Annotated in this window: 18 protein-coding genes; 11 read left to right on the top strand and 7 right to left on the bottom strand. The window is 63.7% G+C overall.

Translation table 11 applies throughout. The features are described 5' to 3' along the window. Positions 1–205: 205 nt before the first annotated feature. A complete protein-coding gene (locus ABR948_RS08000; protein ID WP_428115538.1) occupies positions 206–1,180 on the bottom strand; it encodes a 2-dehydropantoate 2-reductase in 975 nt (324 codons plus the stop codon). A gap of 199 nt (positions 1,181–1,379) precedes the next feature. On the opposite strand from ABR948_RS08000, the gene iaaH reads away from it, so the two are divergent. Then, positions 1,380–2,903: an indoleacetamide hydrolase gene (iaaH, locus tag ABR948_RS07995; protein ID WP_428115535.1), complete on the top strand. Its 1,524-nt coding sequence runs from the start codon at positions 1,380–1,382 to the stop codon at positions 2,901–2,903. Between the two features lie 72 nt (positions 2,904–2,975). On the opposite strand, the gene ABR948_RS07990 is transcribed toward iaaH, so the two are convergent. Further along, entirely contained in the window at positions 2,976–3,713 is a 738-nt protein-coding gene (locus ABR948_RS07990; RefSeq protein WP_428115533.1) for a helix-turn-helix transcriptional regulator, read from the bottom strand. Between the two features lie 147 nt (positions 3,714–3,860). Here ABR948_RS07990 and ABR948_RS07985 point away from each other — a divergent pair, with 147 nt between their 5' ends. The 4 genes from ABR948_RS07985 to ABR948_RS07970 all read left to right on the top strand — a co-directional run bounded on the left by ABR948_RS07985 (position 3,861) and on the right by ABR948_RS07970 (position 8,196). Then, a complete protein-coding gene (locus ABR948_RS07985; protein WP_428115530.1) occupies positions 3,861–5,225 on the top strand; it encodes an FAD-dependent oxidoreductase in 1,365 nt (454 codons plus the stop codon). A 215-nt stretch (positions 5,226–5,440) separates the two neighbouring features. Continuing rightward, a complete protein-coding gene (locus ABR948_RS07980; RefSeq protein ID WP_428115528.1) occupies positions 5,441–6,445 on the top strand; it encodes an ABC transporter substrate-binding protein in 1,005 nt (334 codons plus the stop codon). Positions 6,446–6,596: 151 nt separating this feature from the next. After that, positions 6,597–7,370, top strand: a complete 774-nt coding sequence (locus tag ABR948_RS07975; RefSeq protein WP_428115525.1) for an ABC transporter ATP-binding protein — start codon at positions 6,597–6,599, stop codon at positions 7,368–7,370. Further along, the gene (locus ABR948_RS07970) at positions 7,363–8,196 is read left to right on the top strand and encodes an ABC transporter permease (protein ID WP_428115522.1); all 834 of its coding nucleotides are present in this window, start codon (positions 7,363–7,365) and stop codon (positions 8,194–8,196) included. The genes ABR948_RS07975 and ABR948_RS07970 overlap by 8 nt, the downstream gene beginning before the upstream one ends. Positions 8,197–8,247: 51 nt before the next feature. On the opposite strand, the gene gtdA is transcribed toward ABR948_RS07970, so the two are convergent. Next, entirely contained in the window at positions 8,248–9,288 is a 1,041-nt protein-coding gene (gtdA, locus tag ABR948_RS07965; RefSeq protein WP_428115519.1) for a gentisate 1,2-dioxygenase, read from the bottom strand. Positions 9,289–9,418: 130 nt separating this feature from the next. Between gtdA and maiA the strand changes: the two genes are divergently transcribed. From maiA to ABR948_RS07945, 4 genes are all read left to right on the top strand, one after another. After that, on the top strand, positions 9,419–10,051 hold the full coding sequence (maiA, locus tag ABR948_RS07960) for a maleylacetoacetate isomerase (protein ID WP_428115517.1): 633 nt from the start codon (positions 9,419–9,421) through the stop codon (positions 10,049–10,051). Further along, positions 10,041–10,550, top strand: a complete 510-nt coding sequence (locus ABR948_RS07955) for a MarR family winged helix-turn-helix transcriptional regulator (RefSeq protein ID WP_428115514.1) — start codon at positions 10,041–10,043, stop codon at positions 10,548–10,550. The genes maiA and ABR948_RS07955 overlap by 11 nt, the downstream gene beginning before the upstream one ends. Before the next feature lie 132 nt (positions 10,551–10,682). Beyond that, the gene (locus ABR948_RS07950) at positions 10,683–10,871 is read left to right on the top strand and encodes a hypothetical protein (RefSeq protein WP_428115512.1); all 189 of its coding nucleotides are present in this window, start codon (positions 10,683–10,685) and stop codon (positions 10,869–10,871) included. 21 nt (positions 10,872–10,892) lie between these two features. Further along, a complete protein-coding gene (locus ABR948_RS07945) occupies positions 10,893–11,123 on the top strand; it encodes a hypothetical protein (RefSeq protein WP_428115510.1) in 231 nt (76 codons plus the stop codon). A 57-nt stretch (positions 11,124–11,180) separates the two neighbouring features. On the opposite strand, the gene ABR948_RS07940 is transcribed toward ABR948_RS07945, so the two are convergent. The 3 genes from ABR948_RS07940 to ABR948_RS07930 form a co-directional block, all read right to left on the bottom strand. After that, complete coding sequence (locus tag ABR948_RS07940) at positions 11,181–12,794, bottom strand: benzoate-CoA ligase family protein (RefSeq protein ID WP_428115507.1); 1,614 nt, start codon at positions 12,792–12,794, stop codon at positions 11,181–11,183. After that, a complete protein-coding gene (locus ABR948_RS07935; RefSeq protein WP_428115504.1) occupies positions 12,791–13,933 on the bottom strand; it encodes an FAD-dependent monooxygenase in 1,143 nt (380 codons plus the stop codon). Before ABR948_RS07935 ends, ABR948_RS07940 begins: the two co-directional genes overlap by 4 nt. 141 nt (positions 13,934–14,074) lie before the next feature. Then, positions 14,075–14,929, bottom strand: coding sequence for a cysteine rich repeat-containing protein (locus tag ABR948_RS07930; protein ID WP_428115501.1), 855 nt, complete (start codon positions 14,927–14,929; stop codon positions 14,075–14,077). A gap of 213 nt (positions 14,930–15,142) precedes the next feature. Here ABR948_RS07930 and ABR948_RS07925 point away from each other — a divergent pair, with 213 nt between their 5' ends. Together ABR948_RS07925 and ABR948_RS07920 are read left to right on the top strand one after the other, a co-directional pair. Continuing rightward, entirely contained in the window at positions 15,143–16,306 is a 1,164-nt protein-coding gene (locus ABR948_RS07925) for an efflux RND transporter periplasmic adaptor subunit (protein WP_428115498.1), read from the top strand. A gap of 8 nt (positions 16,307–16,314) precedes the next feature. Further along, positions 16,315–19,482 carry an efflux RND transporter permease subunit gene (locus tag ABR948_RS07920; RefSeq protein ID WP_428115495.1) on the top strand — a complete coding sequence of 1,056 codons (3,168 nt, stop codon included), beginning with the start codon at positions 16,315–16,317 and terminating at the stop codon, positions 19,480–19,482. On the opposite strand, the gene ABR948_RS07915 is transcribed toward ABR948_RS07920, so the two are convergent. Next, the gene (locus ABR948_RS07915) at positions 19,472–20,473 is read right to left on the bottom strand and encodes an NADP-dependent oxidoreductase (RefSeq protein WP_428115493.1); all 1,002 of its coding nucleotides are present in this window, start codon (positions 20,471–20,473) and stop codon (positions 19,472–19,474) included. The two genes, ABR948_RS07920 and ABR948_RS07915, sit on opposite strands and share 11 nt — an antisense overlap. Between the last annotated feature and the right edge of the window lie 198 nt (positions 20,474–20,671).

Here is a 20,671-nt window from a genome sequence, read left to right as displayed (position 1 = left end):
TTGGATTGAAGCATTGGTTCGATGTTGCGGCAATGACAGTGCACTCCCTCTCCCATGGGGAGAGGGTTGGGGTGAGGGGGTACGGTCTATCGATAGAGCTAAACCCCTCACCCGGATTCTCGCTTACGCGAGAATCCGACCTCTCCCAATGGGAGAGGTGAAACGGAGCACGCTGCTCGATGCGGACGCGCCAAGGCAAGGACACTTACTCCCGATACAGCCCCTTGTCCCGCGCCTGGCGGATGGCGAGGGCGGCCAGCAGGTCGAGCATCGGCGTCGACAGTCCGGCCGCCCTCGCGAAGGCGGCGGGGGCGCGGACCAGCACGTCGATCTCCATCGCGCGGCCGAGTTCGTAGTCCTGCAGCAGCGAAGGCTTGTGATTGGGAGCCGGTCCGCTGCGGGTGGTGCGCTTGACGTCGGGGAAGCAGCTATGCGCGATGCTGTCGGCCTCCGCCAGCAGGCGCGGCACCACATCGTGCAGGGCCGGATCTTCCCGCACGGCCCGCGCGGTTTGGCCGGTCAGCAGGCACAGCACCGACATCGACATGTTGGTCAACAGCTTGGACCAGATGGTTTCCCTGATTCGCGGCACCGGCGGCGACTGGATTGCGGCTTCATTGAGCGCGGCCCGCAGCCGTTCGATCCGCTCACTCGTGCGGTCGTCGCATTCGCCGATTTGCAGCATGTTGCGATCGGGAGAGAGATTCTCGACGACGCCAGGCGCGACAGCCTCGTTCGACGAAAAGATCACGCCGCCGATGATCCGGTCCCTGGAAACTGCGGATCGTAACGCCGCGTTGGAATCGAGAAAGCCGAGGTCCGGCGGCGGCGGATGATCGGCGGGAAGGCCGATACCGTACCACCAGGGAATCCCGTTTTGCGCGAACACGATGGCAGTGTCGTCGCGCAGCAAGGGCCGCAGGCCGGTGGCGAGGCTGCGTAGTCCGGTGGCTTTCAGCGTGCTGATCACGACATCCTGCGGCCCCAATGTGGCCGGGTCCTCCGATGCCTTCACGCGCGCCGAAAATTCGGCATCGCCAACGCGAAGCGTCAGGCCTTTGGCCTGCACCGCCGCAAGATGCGGCCCGCGCATCACGCAGCAGACGTCATGCCCTGACAACGCAAGGCGCACCGCAAAATGGCTGCCGACGGCGCCTGCGCCGAAGATGCAGATTCGCATGGGGAGGGTGTCCTGTTCCGGGCGTCACGATCGGGACGCCAGTTTCCACAAGCTTGCGCCATTACGCAACCAGTCGCGCGTCCGGCGTGCTGCTGCCTTGTCCTCGAAAATGGGGACAGGCGAAGTCCAGGCTTCGATCTATAGTCGGCTCCAGGGAATGCCATGCCAGCCCGGCTGTTCCTGCTTACGGAGACGACCCATGCGCCTTGTCCCGAATCGCTGTTCCGCACTTTCGATTTTGCTTGCAGGCGTTGCGGCCTGCGCCGTGAACGGGGCGCGGGCGCAATCGGCCGTCGATCTCGATCACCTGACCGCGACGCAGGCGGCGGCTGACCTTTGCGCGGGCAAATACACCAGCGTGGCACTGGTTTCGGCCACCATCGCGCGGGCGAAAGCGCGCGCCGAATTGAATGCGTTCATCACGCTCGACGAAGCCGGCGCCCTCAAGGCGGCGCGCGCCTATGACGCCGCGCGCACCCGTCACGCGTCATGCAAGCCGCTGGGCGGCGTGCCGATCGCGATCAAGGATAATATCGAGGTGGCCGGCCTGCCGGCTTCGGCCGGGACGCCGGCGCTGAAAAACTATGTGCCCGGCGACGATGCGCCCGTGGTGGCCAAACTGCGCGCGGCCGGTGCAATCATCGTCGGCAAGACCAACATGCACGAACTGGCTTTCGGCGTCACTGGTTACAACCTCACTTTCAAGACCGGCGCCGAATTCGGCGTCCGCAACGCCTATGATGTGACCAAGATCGCAGGCGGGTCTTCATCGGGCAATGGCGCGGCGATCGCCGCGCGCATCATCCCGGCGGCTGTCGGCACCGATACCGGCGGATCGGTCCGCATTCCCTGCGCGTTCAATGGCTGCATGTCGCTGCGGCCGACCGTCGGCCGATATTCGGCAGCCGGCGTGGCGCCGATCTCCCACACCCGCGATACGCCGGGACCGATGGCAGGCTCGATGACCGATGTCGCCTTGCTCGATCGCGTCATCGCCGGGGGCGGGCCGATCGAGGCCGCTGGCCTGAAAGGTATCAGGCTGGGCCTTGTCGCCGCGACCACGGCCAATCTCGATGACGACACCAAGGCGGCGTTCTCCGCCGCACTCGACAAGCTGAAAGCGGCCGGGGTCGTCGTGGTCGACGTCGATATGCCGAAGCTGATGGAACTGAACGGGCAGGTCGGTTTTCCGGTCGCGCTCTACGAGGCCTATGACGACATGGTCGCCTATCTCAAACGCGGTCCCAAAATCTCGATCGAGGAGCTGGCCAAGGGCATCGCCAGCCCTGACGTCAAGGGCACCTATGATGGCCTGGTGATTCCGCGCAAGCTGCCGGGGCCGGACAATACGGTCGTCGATGCGAAGCCCGCCTATGACGCCGCGATCAAGACCGCGCGTCCGGCGATGCAGCAGCTCTATCGCGAGACCTTCGCCAACAACCATCTCGACGCGATCGTATTTCCGACGGTGCCCAGGGTGGCGGTCGCCGCCAACATTGAAGCCAGCGGCGTGGCGAATTTCGTCCTGTTTATCCAGAACACCGATCCCGGCAGCAATGCCGGCGTCCCCGGCATTCAAATCCCGATTGCCCTGGGCGCCACCAGCAAGCTGCCGGTCGGCATGGAACTGGACGGTCCATCCGGAAGCGATCGCCGGCTGCTGGCGATCGGCATCGCGCTCGAAAAGCTGCTCGGACGCATTCCGCCGCCGGCCAAATTATAAAGCGTTTTCAAGCGAAGTGGATGCCGGTTCGCGTCAAGAAAACGCGTCAAAACAAAACGCGGGCCGCGCGGCCTAGCGGTGCCTTGCGAAGGCCGCGGCGACGCCGCCGCGGCGGTGGACCCCGAGCTTGTCGAAGATGCGCTTGAGATAGGTGCGCACGGTGGAGGGTTCGACGCCAAGCCGATAGGCGATGATTTTGTCCGGCAGTCCCTCGCAAATCATCTGCGCTACTTCAAGCTCGCGCTGCGACAACCGCGGGCCGCCGATCGGCTCGGGTGCCGCGAGCGGCGAGGTGCCGCCGGCTCGGATCAGGGCGCCGGTAAAGGCCGGTTCGACCAGGCGTAGCAGCTCGAGGGTTCTGTTATCGAAATTGTCGCGGTGGCGGCCGCGCCAAATCCGCAAGTCGCCGATGTTGTGCTGTCCGGCATAGCTGTAGACGTTGACGCCCCAATGCAGCCCGTCGCGGGCGAGGAAATCGTTGAAGAATTCCGTTCGCATCAGGTCGCGCTGCGGCATGATCTGGGTCACCAGCGTCGGCTCGCGGCGCGCCTGCAGCTTCAGCGTGATCGGGTCATTGTATTGATAATAGGCGTCGTAGCTGGCCAGATTATCCGGGCTCATGTTGAGCCAGACCCCGCTGCCGAAGCTGCGCGAGGGCGTGTCCCAGACGAAGGAGGCGTAATAATCCGCTGACAGCAGCTCGAGCAGATGATGCCCGATGCGTTCACGGACGTCGCGCTCGGCGAGGTCTTCGGCCAGCAGGCCGAAAAGATGCGACAGAGCGCGGCTCTCTTGGGCGGTGACGTACATCGCCCGATGCTAGTGCAGCGGGGCGGAGCGCGCAATTGCTGAAAGGGTCTTTGGCGCACCGGCCCGGACGCCGCGCCAGCACCGGCGCGATGGCCAAATCTCTCCGCCCGAGGCATGATCGCCCGCACACCATCCGGGAACCTCACCTTGTCCTCTCGCACCATCGAAGAACCTGCGCGGAAAATTCCGCTCTACGGCGAATATGAAGTGGCCGTGCTCGGCGGCGGACCGGCCGGAATCGCCGCGGCGGTGGCGGCGGCGCAAGCGGGGCGGCGTACGCTGTTGATCGAGCGCTATGGATTCCTCGGTGGCATGGGCACGGCCGCCGGAGTAACCAATTTCTGCGGGCTGCATGCCAATGTCTATGGCGAGATGCATCGGGTGGTGCAGGGCATCGCGTCTGACCTGCTCGGGCGTATCGACCGGCTTGGCGGGCTCAACGCGCCGCATCTGATCCTCGGAAAGATTCTGGCGCAGGCCTATGACACCGCGGCCTACAAGATCGCGGCCGATGACCTGCTTGCCGCCCACAAGGTCGATGTTCTCTTTCATGCGCTCGGCGCCGGCGTGGTGATGCATGACGAGCGGCGTATCAACGCGCTGATGGTCGAGACCAAGGCCGGGCGGCAGGCGGTATGCGCTAAGATTTTCATCGATTGTTCCGGCGACGGCGATCTCGCGGCCTGGGCCGGCGCGCGCTACGAGGTCGGCGATAACAACGGCAGCATGCTCTATCCCTCAATGATGTTCCGGCTCAACGGCATCGATCCCGACAAGGCCGGCGACGCCTGGCGGACGATCCCGGCGCTGATGGAGGCGGCCGAGGCCGCCGGCACCCATCGTTTTCCGCGCAAGGCCGCGATCGTGCGGCCGCAACGCTCGGCGATCGAGTGGCGGGTGAATTTCACGCAGCTCGCGCGCGAGGACGGCACCGCGATCAACGGCCTTGAACCCGACGATCTCACCCGCGGCGAGATCGAGGGCCGCCGCCAGGCCGTCAACGCCTTCAATTTTCTGCGCACGGTGCCGGGGTTCGAGAAATCCTACATCGTCGACCTGCCGCCGCAGCTCGGCATCCGCGAAACCCGCCGCATCGTCGGCGGCCATATGCTGTCGGGCGAGGACGTGCTCGGCTGCGCCTCGTTCGATGACAGTATCGGCGTCAATGGCTGGCCGATGGAATCGCATGTCGCGGGCGACGTGATCTTCAAGTTCCCGCCGATTCCGGAGTCGCGCGGCTTCAATGAACTGCCGTATCGGATGCTGACGCCGGAAGGACTCGACAATCTGCTGGTGGCCGGACGCTGTGCCTCGATGACCCATGACGGCCAGTCGGCGGCGCGGGTCTCCGGCGCCTGCTTCGCGATGGGCGAGGCCGCCGGCACCGCCGCGGCGCTGGCGCTCGACGGCAACGCGATGCCGCGTGACATCGCTGTCGATAAATTGCAGAACCAGTTGCAACAACAGGGCGCGTTTATCGGGCGGGATCAGGACGTGCCTGAGGGATTGTAGGGCGGTTCACTTCTGGGGTCTGGAAATAGGTTTACGTCGTCCCGGCGAACGCCGGGACCCATACGCCGTGTCCCATCTGCGTGCACGGTGGTAGATACCTCCATTCATAACCATGGACGGTGGTTATGGGACCCGGCGTTCGCCGGGACGACTTGGGTGGGATGAATATTCGCCGACGCTTTCAAGCTCTAAAATAACGAAGACGAGGAAACCTGATGATGGCGTCTATGAGGCTTCTGCTCGCGGGTTTGTTGGCACTGGCAACGGTCGGGATCGCCCACGCCGACGAATTATTGAAAGCCAAAGTCGGCGTGCTGCGGCTGTCGTCGTCGGCGCCGGTGTTCATCGCGCAGGACAAGGGCTATTTCCGCGACGCCGGGCTCGATATCGAGTTGAAATTCTTCGACGCGGCGCAGCCGATCGCGGTCGCGACCACGTCGGGCGACATCGATTTCGGGATTACGGCGTTCACCGCGGGGCTCTATAATCTCGCCGGCAAAGGCACGCTGAAAGTGATCGGCGGCATGAGCCGCGAGAAGGCGGGCTATCCCCTGATCGGCTATTTCGCCAGCAACAACGCCTATGCCGCCGGCCTCAAGACGCCCCGGGATCTGGCCGGCAAGCGCATCGCGGTGACCCAGGTCGGTTCCAGTTTTCACTATTCGCTCGGCCTGCTCGCCGACAAATATGGCTTCAAACTTTCAGATGTGAAGGTGCTGCCGATGCAATCGCTGTCGAACGCGGCCGCGGCGCTGAAGGGCGAAACCGTCGATGCGGCGCTGCTGCCGGTCTCGACAGCGCGCAAGCTGATCGACGATGGTGGGGCGAAACTCCTGGGCTGGGTTGGCGACGAGACGCCGTGGCAGCTGGGCGCGGTGTTCGCCTCGCCGAAAACCCTGACCAACAAGCCGCTGGTGACAAAGCTCCTGGCCGCGCTGGAGCGGGCCGACCGCGAATATCACGATGTGATCCTGGCTGGCGTCGCCGACGGCAAGGCGCCGATCGACGAGGCGACCAGGCCGCTGCTGGAGATCATCGCCAAATACACCAATCTGCCGCTCGAGCAGGTGGTCGGCAATTGCGCCTATATCGATCCCGACGGCAAGCTCGACGTGAAAAATGTCGCCAACCAGATCGAGTGGCTGCGGGCGCAGGGTTTTGTTGACAAGGGATTCGGTGTGGATGCGATTATTGCCGGGGATTATGTGAAGCCGGATTGATAGAAACATCACCGGAGCCGTCATTCCGGGGCGATGCGGAGCATCGAACCCGGAATCTCGAGATTCCCCGATGTGCTATTGCACATCTGAGGTCTGGTGCTAACGCACCATCCCGGAATGACGTAGTCTGCGGTGACAAACGAGACGCCCAATGGACCTGATCGCCGACCACATCATCCACCGCTTCGGCGCGCTCGACGTGCTCGACGACGTGTCGTTCACGGTGGGCGCCGGCGAGGTGGTTGCGATCGTCGGCCCGTCCGGTTGCGGCAAGAGCACGCTGTTGTCGGTGCTGGGCGGGTTATTGCAGCCAAGCTCTGGCTCGGGGCAATTGCGCGGCGCGCCGCCGCCCGGAAGCCTCAATCCGCTGACCTTCGTGTTTCAGGATTTCGCGCTGCTGCCCTGGTGCACGGTCGAAGAGAATGTCGAATTCCCGCTGCTGCATACAGGGCTGAGCACGAGTGCACGCGAGGCTGTTGTCGCGGATGCCTTGCGCCGCACGAGTTTGGCGGATTTTCGCGGCGCCTACCCCAAGCAATTATCGGGCGGCATGCGTCAGCGCGTCGGCATCGCGCGCGCGCTCGCGGTGCGGCCGGCGATCCTGTTGATGGACGAGCCGCTGTCGGCGCTGGATTCGCAAACCCGCGAATTGCTGATGGAGGATTTTGTCAGATTGCTCGCCGATGGGTCGATGGGCGCGGTGTATGTGACGCACAATCTGGAGGAGGCCGTGCGGCTGGCGGATCGCATTGTGGTGCTGTCGCGGCGCCCCGGGCGGGTCCGCGAGGTCGTCACCATTGCCATGACGCGCACCGAGCGCGGTGACATTCTGGCCCGCGAAAAATTGCTCAAGCTGCAAAGCGAGTTGTGGTCGCTGATCCGCGAGGAAGCGATCGACGCCGAGCGTGAGGTCCAGCATGCTTGACCGCGCCAATGATCCCGCGAGCCCGCGGCCAGCCGAAGAGACCGCGCTGCGGCCGGTGGCCTTTCGCGGTGCCGGTTTCGCTCCCAAAGTGGGCCGCTATGCCGGCTGGATCGCACTGGTGCTGGCCATTGCGTTGTGGCAGTTGGCCGGCAGTGTTGGTCTGGTCAATCCGCTGTTTCTGCCGACGCCGGTGGCGATCGCGGGCGCGATCTATCAGCTCGCGCTCTCGGGCGCGCTTTGGCATCATCTGTCCTATTCGATCATGCGGATCGGCACCGGGTGGATTCTCGGAACCATCGCCGGCGTCATCGTCGGTTTCGCGATCGGGCTCTCGAGCCTCGCGCGTGGCGTCGGCATCACCTTCATCTCGGCGTTGTTTCCGATCCCGAAAATCGCGCTGCTGCCGCTTCTGATTCTTTGGCTTGGGATCGGCGAGGAGCCGAAGATCGCCACCATCGCGCTCGGCGTGTTCTTCTCGACCGCGATCTCGGTCTATAGCGGCGTCGATGCCGTGCCGCGCAATCTGATCCGGATGGCGCAGAGCTTCAACGTGCCATTCCACGCTATCGTGATCCGGGTGATCTGGCCGGGCGCGCTGCCCTCGATCCTGGCGGGATTCCGCATCACCGCATCCGTTGCGCTGTTGCTGGTGGTGAGCGCCGAAATGATCGGCGCTGAGTACGGCATCGGCGCGTTCGTGCTGCAGGCCGGCAATCTGATGCAGACCGATCAATTGTTAGCGGGCGTCGTCATTCTGTCGCTGTTCGGGCTCGCGGTTGGGCGGCTGATCAACTGGCTGGAGACGCGGTTGCTGCACTGGCGGTAAGCTATGTCGTCATTCCGGGTTCGCTCTAGCGAGCGCCCCGGAATGACGAGCCTAGGCATTCCCTCTGTCCTCCCGGAACAGATCGAGCTTCTGCTGCACCGGACGATCCGAGAAACTGAACAGCACCGCGTCGGTGTCGGCCTCGTGGGTGACCCACTGCCAGCTCGGCACCACGAACAGGTCGCGCGCGCCCCACTCGAAGGTCTGCTCGCCGATCCGCGAACGGCCCTTGCCCTCGATCGCCGCGAATACCGTCGCGTCGGTGGAGCGATAGCGCGCCGTTTTAAAACCCTTCGGCAGCAATTGGATGAAGGTGCCGATGGTCGGCATTGCGAATTCGCCGGTCTCGGGATTGGTGTATTTCAGCTTCAATCCGTGGCAGGCGTCCCATTCGTCGCGCAGTTTCCCCTGTTCCAGCGCCTCGCGGGTGTAGGCATAGGGATAGTTGAAGATCGGCGAGGTCTTGGACGCGCGCTTGACGTCGACCGGCAGCAGATTGTGGCCATAGCGCGCGAAGCTGTCGCCGGGCGGACGGGTGATCTGCTGCTGATCCTCGTCCGATCCTTCCGCGAACGACGCATCGAAGAACTGCACCATCGGAATATCGAGGCCGTCGAGCCAGAACATCGGCTCGGAGGTCTGGTTGGCATGGTCGTGCCAGGTCATTGATGGCGTGATCACGAAATCGCCGGGTTCCATCACGGTCCGCTCGCCGTCGACGGCGGTGGTCGAGCCCTTGCCCTCGAGCACAAAGCGCAGCGCCGACTGGCTGTGGCGATGCGCCGGCGCGACGTCGCCCGGGATCACCATCTGCACGCCGGCAAACAGGGATGTCGTGATTTTGGACTGGCCGCGCAGGCCCGGATTTTCCAGCACCAGCACCCGCCGCTCGGCTTCCTTGGCCGTGATCAGCTTGCCGGCTTCGGTCATGTAGTCGCGGATCGCGTCGAACTTCCACAGATGCGGGCGGCAGGCGCTCCTGGGCTCCGGCGTGATCAGGTCGCCCATCACGTTCCACAGCGCCGAGAGATTCTCGCCGTCGATCTTCTTGTAGAACGCCTCGCGCTCCGGCGTCTTCAGTACGGCTTCCATGGCAGCCTCCCGTCATTCTTGTTCGAATTATTGACAGCATACTTACAAAGTGGATAGCGTCAACGGCGCAACCCAACAAAACGATCAATAAAACGCTACAGAAAACAACAGACGTGAAGGGGAGGTTCCGATGAAGCTGCACGGCTATTTCCGCAGCAGCGCGTCCTACCGGGTCAGAATCGCGTTGAACCTGAAGGGCTTAAGCGCCGACCATCTGCCGCACCATCTGCGCAAGGGCGAACAGCGCGATCCCGCCTATCTCGCGATCAACCCGCAGGGGCTGGTGCCCACGCTGCAGGACGGCGGCGGCGCGACCCTCACCCAATCGCTGGCCATCATCGAATGGCTGGACGAAACCCATCCCGAGCCGCCGCTATTGCCCGGGGATCCGCTGCAGCGCGCCAAAATCCGCGCCTTTGCGCAGGTCATCGCCTGCGACACCCATCCGGTGCAGAATTTGAAAGTGCTGGCGCGGCTGCGCGAGCTTGGCCATGGCGATGCGACTGTGACGGAGTGGGCGGCCTGGGCCAACCGCGAGGGCCTTGCGGCCTGCGAAGCCTTGATCGCGCATGAGTCCGGTCCATTCTGTTTCGGCGTCAGTCCGACGCTGGCGGATCTTTGCCTGGTGCCGCAACTGGCCAATGCGCGGCGCTTCGGCGTCGATCTCGCCGCCTATCCGCGCCTGCTCAGGGCCGAGGCGGCCGCGAAAAACCTGGCGGCGTTCGCGGACGCCGCACCGGAGCGGCAGCCCGATGCCGAGTAAATCAACGCCGATCACGATGGATGCGGTCTATACCGCGCCGGGCTATCTGTTTCGCCGGATGCAGCAGATCGCGGTCGCGCTGTTCATGGAAGAGTGCAAGGCCTACGACCTGACGCCGGTGCAATACGCCGCGTTGATCGCGATTCGCACCCATCCCGGCATCGACGCGACGCGGCTTTCCGCGGTCATCGCCTTTGATCGCTCGACATTGGGCAGTGTGATCGAGCGGCTGGAGGCCAAGCAATTCATCGAGCGCAAGCCGGGTTCCATGGACAAGCGCGTCAAGCTGCTGCATCTGACCAAAGCCGGCGCGACGGTGCTGCGCGAGATCATGCCATCGGTCGATCGCGCGCAGGCACGGATGCTGCAGCCGCTGAAACCGGCCGATCGCAAGACGCTGCTGGCGCTGCTGACGCAATTGGTCGATCTCAACAACGAGGCGTCGCGGGTGCCGCTGCGCGCCGAAGACGCCCTCGAACATCTGGGGAAAGCGGGCTGATGGTTGCTTCCGCTCTACCGGTCCTGATCGCGGGCGGCGGCATCGGCGGCCTCGCCGCGGCGCTCGGCCTTGCGCAACAGGGCATTGCCTCGATCCTGCTGGAGAAGTCCGCGACGCTCCGACGACGAGGTGATGCGGGGCTTCGCGCATATTCATCCGCGCGCGCAGGAGATCATCCGCCACGGCAAGAACTGGAAATTGTGGGTGTTGTGCGACCGCGATCCGGTCGAACGCTGGATCGACGGCCGCGTCGCGCTGCTTGGCGACGCCGCGCATCCGATGCTGCAATATTTCGCGCAGGGTGCCTGCATGGTGCTGTAGGATTCGGTGTGCCTGTCGCACATGCTGGGGTCCTATCCCGAGGATCACGCCACGGCGCTGGAGCGGTATCGCGCGCAGCGCTTCCCGCGCACCGCGCGCGTCCAACTGCTCTCCCGCGCCATCGGCGAGCACATCTATCACCCCGCCGGCGAACACGCCCGCCTGCGCAACGCCATCATGAGCGCGAAGTCGTCGGAGGATTACTATGGCGATCTGGCGTGGCTGTATGGCGGGACGGGGTTGGGAATTTAAGGCAAATTACCTCGTCGTCCCGGCCTTGAGCCGGGACGACGTTGAAGCGGAAGAGCCCTACACCCTCAACAACGCCTGCCGATCGATCTTGCCGGTGCCGGTCTTCGGCAATTCCTCGGCGAACCTGATCTCGCGCGGATATTTGTAAGGCAGGAGTTTTGCCTTCACGAAATCCTGCAGCGCCTTTGTTGCCTCGCCGGTGTCGAAGCCGCGGCGGTTCATCACCACAACGGCCTTCAACGTCATGCGCCGGTCCGGCAGCTCCACCGCAAAGACGGCGCATTCGCGCACGTCGGGATGTTCGATGAGGCAAAGCTCGACTTCGAGCGGATAGACCCATTGGCCGGAGATCTTGATCAGGTCATCGGCGCGGCCGCGGAAGAAATGAAAGCCGTCGGCGTCGCGCACGAAACGGTCGCCGGTATAGATCCATCCCTCCTCGCGGATGGTCTCGGCCGATTTGTCCGGCCGGTTCCAGTACAGCGGCGTGTTGGAATCGCCGCGCACCCACAAAATGCCTTCTTCGTCGTCGGCGACGTCGCGGCCGTCCTTGTCCCGCAGCGCGATTTCATAGCCAGGCACGCGAAGCCCGGCGGCGCCGAGCTTTTTCGTTTCCGCCCGGTTGGACAGATAGATGTGCAGCACCTCGGTGGAGCCCAGCCCTTCGACGATTTCGAGCCCCGTGAGCGTCTTCCATCCGTTGAAGACGTCGGCCGAAAGCACCTCGGCGGCGGAGAGCGCGATGCGCAGCGAGGAAAAGTCCGTCGCCGCCGCGCCGTCGGCCTTGGTCAGCGCCGTGTAGAGCGTCGGCAATCCGAAGAACGCGCTAGGCCGAAAGCGCTCGATCGCCTCGAAAATCGTCGCCGGTTTGGGTTGGCCCGGCAGCAGCAGCGTCGCCGCCCCGGCGCAGAAGGGAAAGGTGACCGAGTTGCCGAAGCCATAGGCGAAGAACATCTTCGGCACGGAAAAGCAGATGTCGTCGGGTTTGAGCTGCAGCACATGGCGCGCGAACGCGGCGTCGCTATAGGCCATATCGTGCTGCAGATGAACGATGCCCTTGGGGCGCCCGGTCGAGCCCGACGAATACATCCAGAACGCCATCTCGTTGCGATCTGTATCGGCTTCCGCAAGCTCAGGGAGAAAATCCGGCAACCACCGCTTGGCCAAGATGGCATTCGGTACCGCGTGATCGCTGGCCTCGCCGTTGACGACGATCAGCGTGCGCAACGACGTGTCCTTGCAGGCGACCGCGTCGAAGCGCGCGCCGAATTCGGCGTCGGCGACGGCGACGGTCGCGCCGGAATCCGCAAGATAAAACTGCAGCAGGTCCGGTGGCGTCAGCGTATTGATCAGGAGCGGCACGAAGCCTGACCGAACCGCGCCGAAAAACGCCGCCGGATAGGCCGGCGTATCGTCCAGGAACATCAGGATGCGGTCGCCGCGCTTTAGATCCAGCGACTGGAAGCCGTTGCCCCACCGGCAGGCGTCGGCGCAGAGCTCAGTATAGCTACGCGTGCCGGCCGGGCCGGTCAGCGCCAGCCTGTCGCCCCGGCCCTTTGCCAGATTGTCAAACAGGATGCGACTGGCGTTGTAGCGCTGCGGGATCGCAAAGCCGATTTCCCGTGCGCCGGGGCTGTCGGATGGGACCCGGTCGGCGATCTCGCGCGTCATGGCTGGCTTCCGCGGCGCTGTTTCGACGCCTCGTAGCGCGTCATGAAGGCCGGCGACATCGCGCGCAGGCGGGCATCGTCGATCCGGCCGGAGCGGGTGATATAGCTATAGGCGAAATCCATCAGGTTAAGCTTCATATGGTCGGGGAATTTCTCGTACCAGTCGGCGCTGGTGCGCGCCGCCGTCACCAGCTTCTTCACGATCGGCTGGCGTTCGGTCTGGTAACAGGCGAGCGCGGCCGGGATATCGCCCTCCGCCTCCAGCGCCTTCACCAGCGCGATCGCATCCTCGATGGCGAGCCGCGTTCCCGACCCGATCGAGAAATGGGCCGAGTGCAAGGCGTCGCCGATCAATACCCTATTCCCCAGCGACCAGCGCTCGTTCCAGATCCACGGGAAATTGCGCCACACCGATTTGTTGGACACCAGGGGATGTCCGTCGAGGGTGGCCGCGAACACGCGCTCGCAAATGGCTTGCGATTGCTCGATGGTTTTGTCGGCGAAGCCGTAGGCCTGCCACGTCGCGGGGTCGCACTCGACCAGGAAAGTGCTCATGCCGGGCGAGTATCGGTAGTGATGGGCGTTGAACGCGCCGAGTTCGGTCGCCACAAAGGTCTGCGACAGTGTCTCGAACCGCTTTGTGGTGCCGTACCAGGCGAATTTGTTGGTCGAATGGGATATCGACGCACCGAACTCGCTCTCGAAGCTGCGGCGCACCAGCGAATTGAGACCGTCCGCCGCGACGATCAGGTCGTAGCCGGTCAAGCCGTCCAGCGACTGGATCAGCGTGTCATAGCGCGGCGTCACGCCGGCGGCGCGAACGCGCTGCTGTAAAATCCCGAGCAGGTCGAGCCGTCCGATCGAGGAAAAGCCGACGCCGTCGATTTCGACGCTTTCGCCGCGCAAATTGAGCGTGATGTTTTTCCAGCTCTCCATCCGCGGCGTGATGGCATCGACCGTGTCGGGATCGTCGGCCCGCAGGAATTCGAGCGCCTGTTCCGAAAATACCACCCCGAAGCCCCAGGTGGCGCCGGCGGCATTTTGCTCGAACAGATCGATCTCGGCGTCCGGGTGGCGCCGTTTCCAGAGATAGGCAAAGTAGAGACCTCCGGGGCCTCCGCCGATGACGGCGATACGCACGATGATCCTCCCAGATCGACAGTATACTTACGAATTGGGTCGAGAATAATCCGCGCCGCCCGATTGCGCCAGAGAAATTATAGCGCAAATTCGGCGGGGCGGTGGACCGGGTCTATCCGCCGGCAGAATTTCCGCTTTATTTTATTGCGCTGCGAACTGACCCAAAACATTCGCGCAGGCAGGTGACAGCGAGGCCGCCTGCGCCGCCAGACATTGCACGATACGGCCGCCGCCGGGTGGAACGTCACCGCAAAGCGCGCGGGCATCCTCGCCGCATCCCGACCTCAGGGCGAAAATGATCTCGCGGGGCCGCATCGGCCGCAGCACCAGCGCGGGCGCTGTGGTTGCGGCGGGAGCGGCTTCGGGACTGGCGGTTGCCGCATCCGCCGGCGCGCCACCCGCCGCTGGCGCTGCCGTGCCACCGGCGGCGCTGACGGCTTTCTGACAATTGGGTGAGAGGTTCGCCTTGTTCTTTTCAAGACAGCTCAATGCTGCAGCGCCCCCGGTCGGCACGCCGGCGCAGTTTTCCTGATAGTCGCTGCGGCACGCGCTTCGTATCGCGGCAACCTGCGCGCTGCTTGGCTTTTTGGCCGGGGTGCTCGCCGCCGGCTTTGGACCTGCCGCCGATTTGGGGGCCGGTGGCGGCGCCTCGGTCTCGGCGGCCGGCTTGTCCGTTGCAGCGGCCGGAGCGGATTCGGCTTTTGGCGCAGCCGGGGCCGACTCGGCTTTGGGCGCGGCCGGGGCTTCGACGGCACGCACCGCCGCCTGGCAGCCCGATGAGAGGCTCGACATGTTTTGCTGCAGGCATTGCAGCGACGCCTTGCCGCCCGGTGGGACGCTGGCGCAATGCGCTTGGTAGTCCGAGCGGCATTGGGCTCTGATGGCGCTGCGTTGCGCATCGGTCGGGGCTTGTGAACAGGCCGGGGTGGCCGCGGCGAACAGGATCGCCGCCAGCGATGCAGAGAGCGCCAATGCAGGTCTCAACGTGTTGATCATTTGAATAAATCCTTCTTGTTGACGCTGGAGCCGCCGCTTCAACTGAAGTGATGTTGGCAAAGGTTTGTCAGAAAAATTTTCGCGGGCGGGATCATTTTCTCTTTCGAGTTCCACCGCAAGCGGATTGTTGCTATCCTTGATTGGCAGCAAGCCTTGTTTGAAAAGCCTTCTCTAAAAAGTATTCTCGGATACGAGATCAATTGGGGGACGGAAATGAAGCCGACGCAGGGAGCGGTCGCTGTCCGCCGCATTATTTTTGTCATACCGGCCTGCTTTGCGTTGTGCGGCTGCGAACAAAACAGTTTTGTGCCGCCGCCGCCGCCGAAAGTCGATGTCGGTCTGCCGGTACAGCAGAACATCACGCGTTTTCTCGATGCCACCGGCAACACCGCGCCGATCCAGACCGTCGATCTGGTGGCGAGGGTGCAGGGCGTGCTGCAATCGATCAACTACAAGGACGGCACCCTGGTGAAACAAGGCACCACGCTGTTCACGATCGAGCCTGATACCTACAAGTTCAAGCTTGAACAGGCGCAGGCGGCCGAGGCCGGGGCGCAGGCGTCGCTGCGGCAGTCCGAAGCCGACTACAAGCGCCAGGTGGATCTGGTGGCCAGGCAGGCCGTCTCGCAGGCGACCCTCGATACGTCGACGTCGTCGCGCGATAACGCCCAGGCCAACCTGCAGCAGGCGCAGGCCAACACCAAGATCGCGGCGGTCAATTTCAGCTATACCAATGTCGTCGCGCCGTTCGACGGCGTTGTCAGCGCCCACCTCGTCTCGGTCGGGGAGCTGGTCGGCGCGGCGTCGCCTACCCAACTTGCGACCATCGTGCAGCTTGACCCGATCTATGTGAATTTCAATGTCAACGAGCAGGATGTGCTGCGGGTCCGGGCGGAAGCCAGGCGGCGGGGACTGACGACGAGCGATCTCACCCAGTTTCCGATCGAGGTCGGACTGCAAACCGAAAGCGGTTACCCGCACAAGGGCCATCTCGACTACGCGGCGCCGACGGTCAACCTGTCGACGGGAACGCTCGCGGTGCGCGGGGTGCTGCCGAATGCCGACCGCGTCTTGCTGCCCGGCTATTACGTCCGCGTCCGTGTTCCCTTCGATCAGCAGCAGAACGCATTGCTGGTGCCGGATGTGGCGTTGGGCAGCGATCAGTCCGGACGCTATGTGCTGGTGGTGAACGGTGACAACGTCGTCGAGCAGCGCAAGGTCGTGACGGGCCCGGTTGAGGGTGACTTGCGCGTCATCGAAAGCGGGCTCAAGGCCGATGACCGTGTCGTCATCGCCGGGCTGCTGCGCGCCATCCCCGGCCAGAAGGTCGACCCGCAACTGCAAAAAATCGAGCCGAGCCGCCCGACCTCGAAATAGGACCGAGCATGATTTCGAAATTTTTCATCGAGCGGCCGGTTCTTTCCAACGTGATCGCGATTCTGATGATCCTGATCGGCGGCGTGGCGTTGTTCAGCCTCGCCGTCGCGCAATATCCCGACGTCGTGCCGCCGACCGTGCAGGTCACGACGCGCTATCCCGGCGCCAGCGCCAAGACCGTGATCGATACCGTGGCGCTGCCGATCGAGCAGCAGGTCAACGGTGTCGAGAACATGCTGTACATGCAGTCCTACAGCGGATCCGACGGCACCTACACGCTCACGGTCACGTTCAAGATCGGTACCGACCTCAACTTCGCGCAGGTGCTGGTGCAGAACCGCGTCGCGACCGCGTTGTCGTCGCTGCCGCAGTCGGTCCAGAACCAGGGCGTCACCGTACAAAAGAAGTCGACGGCGATCCTGCTGTTCGTGACCCTGACGTCCCCGAACGCGACCTACGACAGTCTGTTTCTCAGCAATTATGCCACCATCAGCATCCGGGACGAATTGTCGCGGTTGCCCGGGGTCGGCAATGTGACCGTATTCGGCGCCGGCCAATATTCGATGCGGGTGTGGCTCGATCCGAACAAGCTGCAGGTGCGCGGGCTGGTGCCGCAGGACGTGATCCAGGCGATCCAGCAGCAGAGCCAGCAGGTGACCGCGGGGCAGGTCGGCATGCCGCCGACGCCGCCCGGACAGGCATTTCAGTATACGCTGAACGTCAACGGCCGGCTCGATGACGCGGGCGCGTTCGAGGAGATCATCGTCAAGACCGGCAACAGCGGCGACGTCACCCGGGTGCGCGACGTCGGCCGGGTCGAACTCGGCGCGCAGACCTACAGCCAGATCTTCTCGCTCAACAAGAAGCCGGCGACCGGTATCGGTGTGTTCCAGTCTCCCGGCGCCAACGCGCTTGAAGTCGAGAAGGCGGTCGAGAAAAAGATGGCGGCGCTGGCGGCGCAATTTCCGCAGGACGTCAAATACGACACGCCGTTCGACACCACCAAATTCGTCTCGGCGTCGATCGATGAAGTCTACAAGACGCTGATCGAGGCCGGCCTGCTGGTTCTGGTCGTGATCCTGGTTTTCCTGCAGGACTGGCGCGCGATGCTGGTTCCGGCGACCACCGTGCCGGTGACGATCATCGGCGCGTTCGCGGCGATGGCGGCGCTCGGCTTCACCATCAACCTGTCGACGTTGTTTGCGATCGTGCTCGCGATCGGAATCGTGGTGGATGACGCCATCGTCGTGGTCGAAGGCGCCGCCCACAACATCGAAAAGGGAATGTCCAGCCATGATGCCGCGATCAAGGCGATGGATGAGCTGTTCGCGCCGATCATCGGGATCACGCTGGTCCTGATATCGGTGTTCCTGCCGGCGGCGTTTCTGCCGGGATTGACCGGCCGGATGTATGCGCAGTTCGCGCTGGTGATCGCGGCGACCGCGCTACTCAGTGCCGTCAACGCGGCGACACTGAAACCGACCCAATGCGCGCTGTGGCTGCGCCCATCGGTGCCGCCGGAACAGCGCAACTGGTTCTACCGCGGTTTCAACTCGGTTTATAACCGTCTGGAGCGCGGCTATGCCGGGTTGATCGGCCGCATGGCCGCGCGCAGCAATCTGTCGGTTATCATCGCCCTGATCCTGATCGGCATCGGTGGTTACGGCCTGTCGCGGGTGCCGACCGGCTTTATTCCGATCGAGGATCAAGGCTATCTGCTGGTGGCCGTGCAGTTGCCCGATGGCGCGGCGCTCGATCGCACCCAGAGTGTGCTGGACCAGGTCACCGAAATCGCCGGCAAGACCCCTGGGGTGGAACAGGTGATCAGCATCGCCGGCATATCGGCGCTCGATGCCAGTTCGAGCCTCGCCAATGCCGGGGTCGCCTATCTGATTCTGAAGGAATGGAGCGAGCGCGGACCCGGCCAGGATCTGCGATCGCTGTTCGTCGGCCTGAACGCGAAGATGGCTTCGATCCAGCAAGCGCGGATCCTGGTGGTCCCGCCGCCGCCGATACAGGGCATCGGCAACGCCGCCGGCTTCGCCATGCAGGTCGAACTGCGCGACGGCAATTCCGATTTCGCCAAGCTGCAGGCCATGACCGGCGCGATGGTGGCCAATGCGCAGACCCAAAGCGCGCTGCAGCGCGTCAACTCGCCGTTCCGCTCATCGGTGCCGCAATTCGACGTCGAGGTCGACCGGATCAAGACCCAGACCCTGCATGTCACGACCGACCAGGTGTTTTCCACGCTGGCGACCTATCTGGGATCATCCTACGTCAACCAGTTCACCAAATTCGGTCGCACCTTCCAGGTCTACACCCAGGCGGACTCGCAATTTCGGCTGACCCCGCGGGCCATTGAAAATCTGATGGTGCGCAATCAGCAGGGCGACATGGTTCCCCTGGGTACGCTGGCGACCATCACGCCGTCGGTGGGACCTTCGCTGATCAGCCTGTACAACCTCTATCCATCCGCGACCATCATCGGCCTGCCGGCCCAGGGCTACAGTTCCGGTCAATCGATGGCGCTGATGGAAGAGATCGCGGCCAAGACCCTGCCGCCGGGTACCGGCTTCGAGTGGACGGCGATGTCGTACCAGGAGAAGACCGTCGGCAACCAGATCTACTATGTGTTCGGTCTGGCCATGCTGCTGGTCTATCTGGTGCTGGCCGGGCAATATGAAAGCTGGTACGCGCCGATCTCGGTAATCCTGGCGGTGCCGTTGTCGCTGCTCGGGCCGATGGCGGTGCTGACGGGGCTGCGGATCGAGAACAATCTCTATACCCAGATCGGACTGATCTTGCTGATCGCACTGTCGGCGAAGAATGCGATCCTGATCGTCGAAGTCGCGCTGGAACTGCATGTGCGCGATCGCAAGCCGTTGCTTGAATCGGCGGTCGGGGCGGCGCGGGCGCGGTTCCGGCCGATCCTGATGACGTCGTTTGCGTTCATCCTTGGCGTGGTACCCTTGGTGGTCGCCAGCGGCGCCGGCGCCAGCGCGCGCAAGTCGATCGGTATTACCGTGTTCTCGGGAATGATCGCCTCGACCTGCCTCGCGGTGCTGTTCGTGCCGACGTTCTTTATCGTGGTTCAGCGGTTCGAGAATTGGCTCGCGGCGCGAAAGGCGAAACCGGGCCCTCAAACGGTCCCGCAGGCTCCGAGCGTTACACCTTGATCATCCGCTTGCCGCGGTTTTCGCCGGCCAGCAGTCCGATCAGTGCCTTCGGCGTGTTCTCGAGGCCGTTGATGACGTCTTCCTGGACTTTCAGCTTGCCGGAGGCGACCCAGGATTGCAGATCACCCAGCGCCTCGTCGCGCTGGTCCATGAAGTCCATCACAATGAAGCCTTGCATGATAAGGCGCTTGACCACGATCAGGCCGGGCACGCCGCGCGGTCCGGTGGCCGAGGGCACGCCGTCATATTGCGAGATCGCGCCACAGCAGGCGATGCGGCCGCGATTGTTCATCTGCGCCAGACAGGCTTCGAGAATTTCGCCGCCGACATTGTCGAAATAGACATCGATGCCTTTGGGCGCTGCGGCCCGCAGCGCCTTGAACACCGCGCCGTCCTTGTAATCGACCGCGGCATCGAAGCCGAGCTCCGAGGTCAGCCAGTTGCACTTGTCCTTGCCGCCGGCGATGCCGACGACGTGGCATCCCTTTATTTTGGCGATCTGGCCGACGATCGATCCGACCGAGCCGGCGGCGGCCGAGACCACGACGGTTTCGCCGGCCTTCGGCTTGCCGACGTCGAGCAATCCGAAATAGGCGGTGAGGCCGGCGATGCCGTAGACGCTGAGCAGATGCGTCATCGGCTCAATCTTCGGCATTTTGGTCAGATGCTTTGCCGGCACCGCGGCGTAATCCTGCCAGCCGGTATCGCCGAACACGATGTCGCCGGGCGCCAGTCCGGGGGCCTTCGACGATACGACCTCGGCGATACCGCCGCCGGCCATCACCGTGTTGGGCTCGACCGCCGCGCGATAGGTCGCGCCGTGCATCCATGCCCGATTGGCGGCATCGAGCGAAATATAGCGCACCCGCAGCAAGGCCTCGCCGTCCCTGGGCTCGGGAATGGCGGCCCTGGACATCTTGAAATGCTCCGGTCCCAATTTCCCGGTCGGCTTTTCCACCAGCAAGACCTGACGATTGATAGCGTCACTCATGGCATTCTCTCCCATCAACATGGCTGTTCTTGATGCAGTCGGCGCGCACGAAACGCGCAACTGCACATATTGTGCGTTGCGCAGGAGGCTAATCGGCGCCCGCTCATTCCACAACGGGAACATTGTGGCAAACCGCCAGCGGAGGAAGCGTGTTGCGTCGGCCCCGAAATCTGCCAAACTCGGGATGGCTGGAGCTTA

Origin of the sequence: Bradyrhizobium sp., from assembly GCF_050014615.1 — a bacterium.
Lineage (GTDB): Bacteria > Pseudomonadota > Alphaproteobacteria > Rhizobiales > Xanthobacteraceae > Bradyrhizobium.
The sequence above is the reverse complement of the archived record's forward strand: the minus strand, read 5'-3'. Positions and strand labels throughout refer to the sequence as shown.

What these genes read in the sequence shown, in the direction of transcription:
- gtdA (WP_428115519.1), bottom strand. Translation starts at nt 9,288, where the DNA reads ATGGAAGCCGTACTGAAGACGCCGGAGCGCGAGGCGTTCTACAAGAAG.
- ABR948_RS08000 (WP_428115538.1), bottom strand. Translation starts at nt 1,180, where the DNA reads ATGCGAATCTGCATCTTCGGCGCAGGCGCCGTCGGCAGCCATTTTGCG.
- iaaH (WP_428115535.1), top strand. Translation starts at nt 1,380, where the DNA reads ATGCGCCTTGTCCCGAATCGCTGTTCCGCACTTTCGATTTTGCTTGCA.
- ABR948_RS07975 (WP_428115525.1), top strand. Translation starts at nt 6,597, where the DNA reads ATGGACCTGATCGCCGACCACATCATCCACCGCTTCGGCGCGCTCGAC.
- ABR948_RS07970 (WP_428115522.1), top strand. Translation starts at nt 7,363, where the DNA reads ATGCTTGACCGCGCCAATGATCCCGCGAGCCCGCGGCCAGCCGAAGAG.
- ABR948_RS07955 (WP_428115514.1), top strand. Translation starts at nt 10,041, where the DNA reads ATGCCGAGTAAATCAACGCCGATCACGATGGATGCGGTCTATACCGCG.
- ABR948_RS07990 (WP_428115533.1), bottom strand. Translation starts at nt 3,713, where the DNA reads ATGTACGTCACCGCCCAAGAGAGCCGCGCTCTGTCGCATCTTTTCGGC.
- maiA (WP_428115517.1), top strand. Translation starts at nt 9,419, where the DNA reads ATGAAGCTGCACGGCTATTTCCGCAGCAGCGCGTCCTACCGGGTCAGA.
- ABR948_RS07980 (WP_428115528.1), top strand. Translation starts at nt 5,441, where the DNA reads ATGATGGCGTCTATGAGGCTTCTGCTCGCGGGTTTGTTGGCACTGGCA.
- ABR948_RS07945 (WP_428115510.1), top strand. Translation starts at nt 10,893, where the DNA reads ATGCTGGGGTCCTATCCCGAGGATCACGCCACGGCGCTGGAGCGGTAT.
- ABR948_RS07920 (WP_428115495.1), top strand. Translation starts at nt 16,315, where the DNA reads ATGATTTCGAAATTTTTCATCGAGCGGCCGGTTCTTTCCAACGTGATC.
- ABR948_RS07915 (WP_428115493.1), bottom strand. Translation starts at nt 20,473, where the DNA reads ATGAGTGACGCTATCAATCGTCAGGTCTTGCTGGTGGAAAAGCCGACC.
- ABR948_RS07925 (WP_428115498.1), top strand. Translation starts at nt 15,143, where the DNA reads ATGAAGCCGACGCAGGGAGCGGTCGCTGTCCGCCGCATTATTTTTGTC.
- ABR948_RS07950 (WP_428115512.1), top strand. Translation starts at nt 10,683, where the DNA reads ATGCGGGGCTTCGCGCATATTCATCCGCGCGCGCAGGAGATCATCCGC.
- ABR948_RS07930 (WP_428115501.1), bottom strand. Translation starts at nt 14,929, where the DNA reads ATGATCAACACGTTGAGACCTGCATTGGCGCTCTCTGCATCGCTGGCG.
- ABR948_RS07940 (WP_428115507.1), bottom strand. Translation starts at nt 12,794, where the DNA reads ATGACGCGCGAGATCGCCGACCGGGTCCCATCCGACAGCCCCGGCGCA.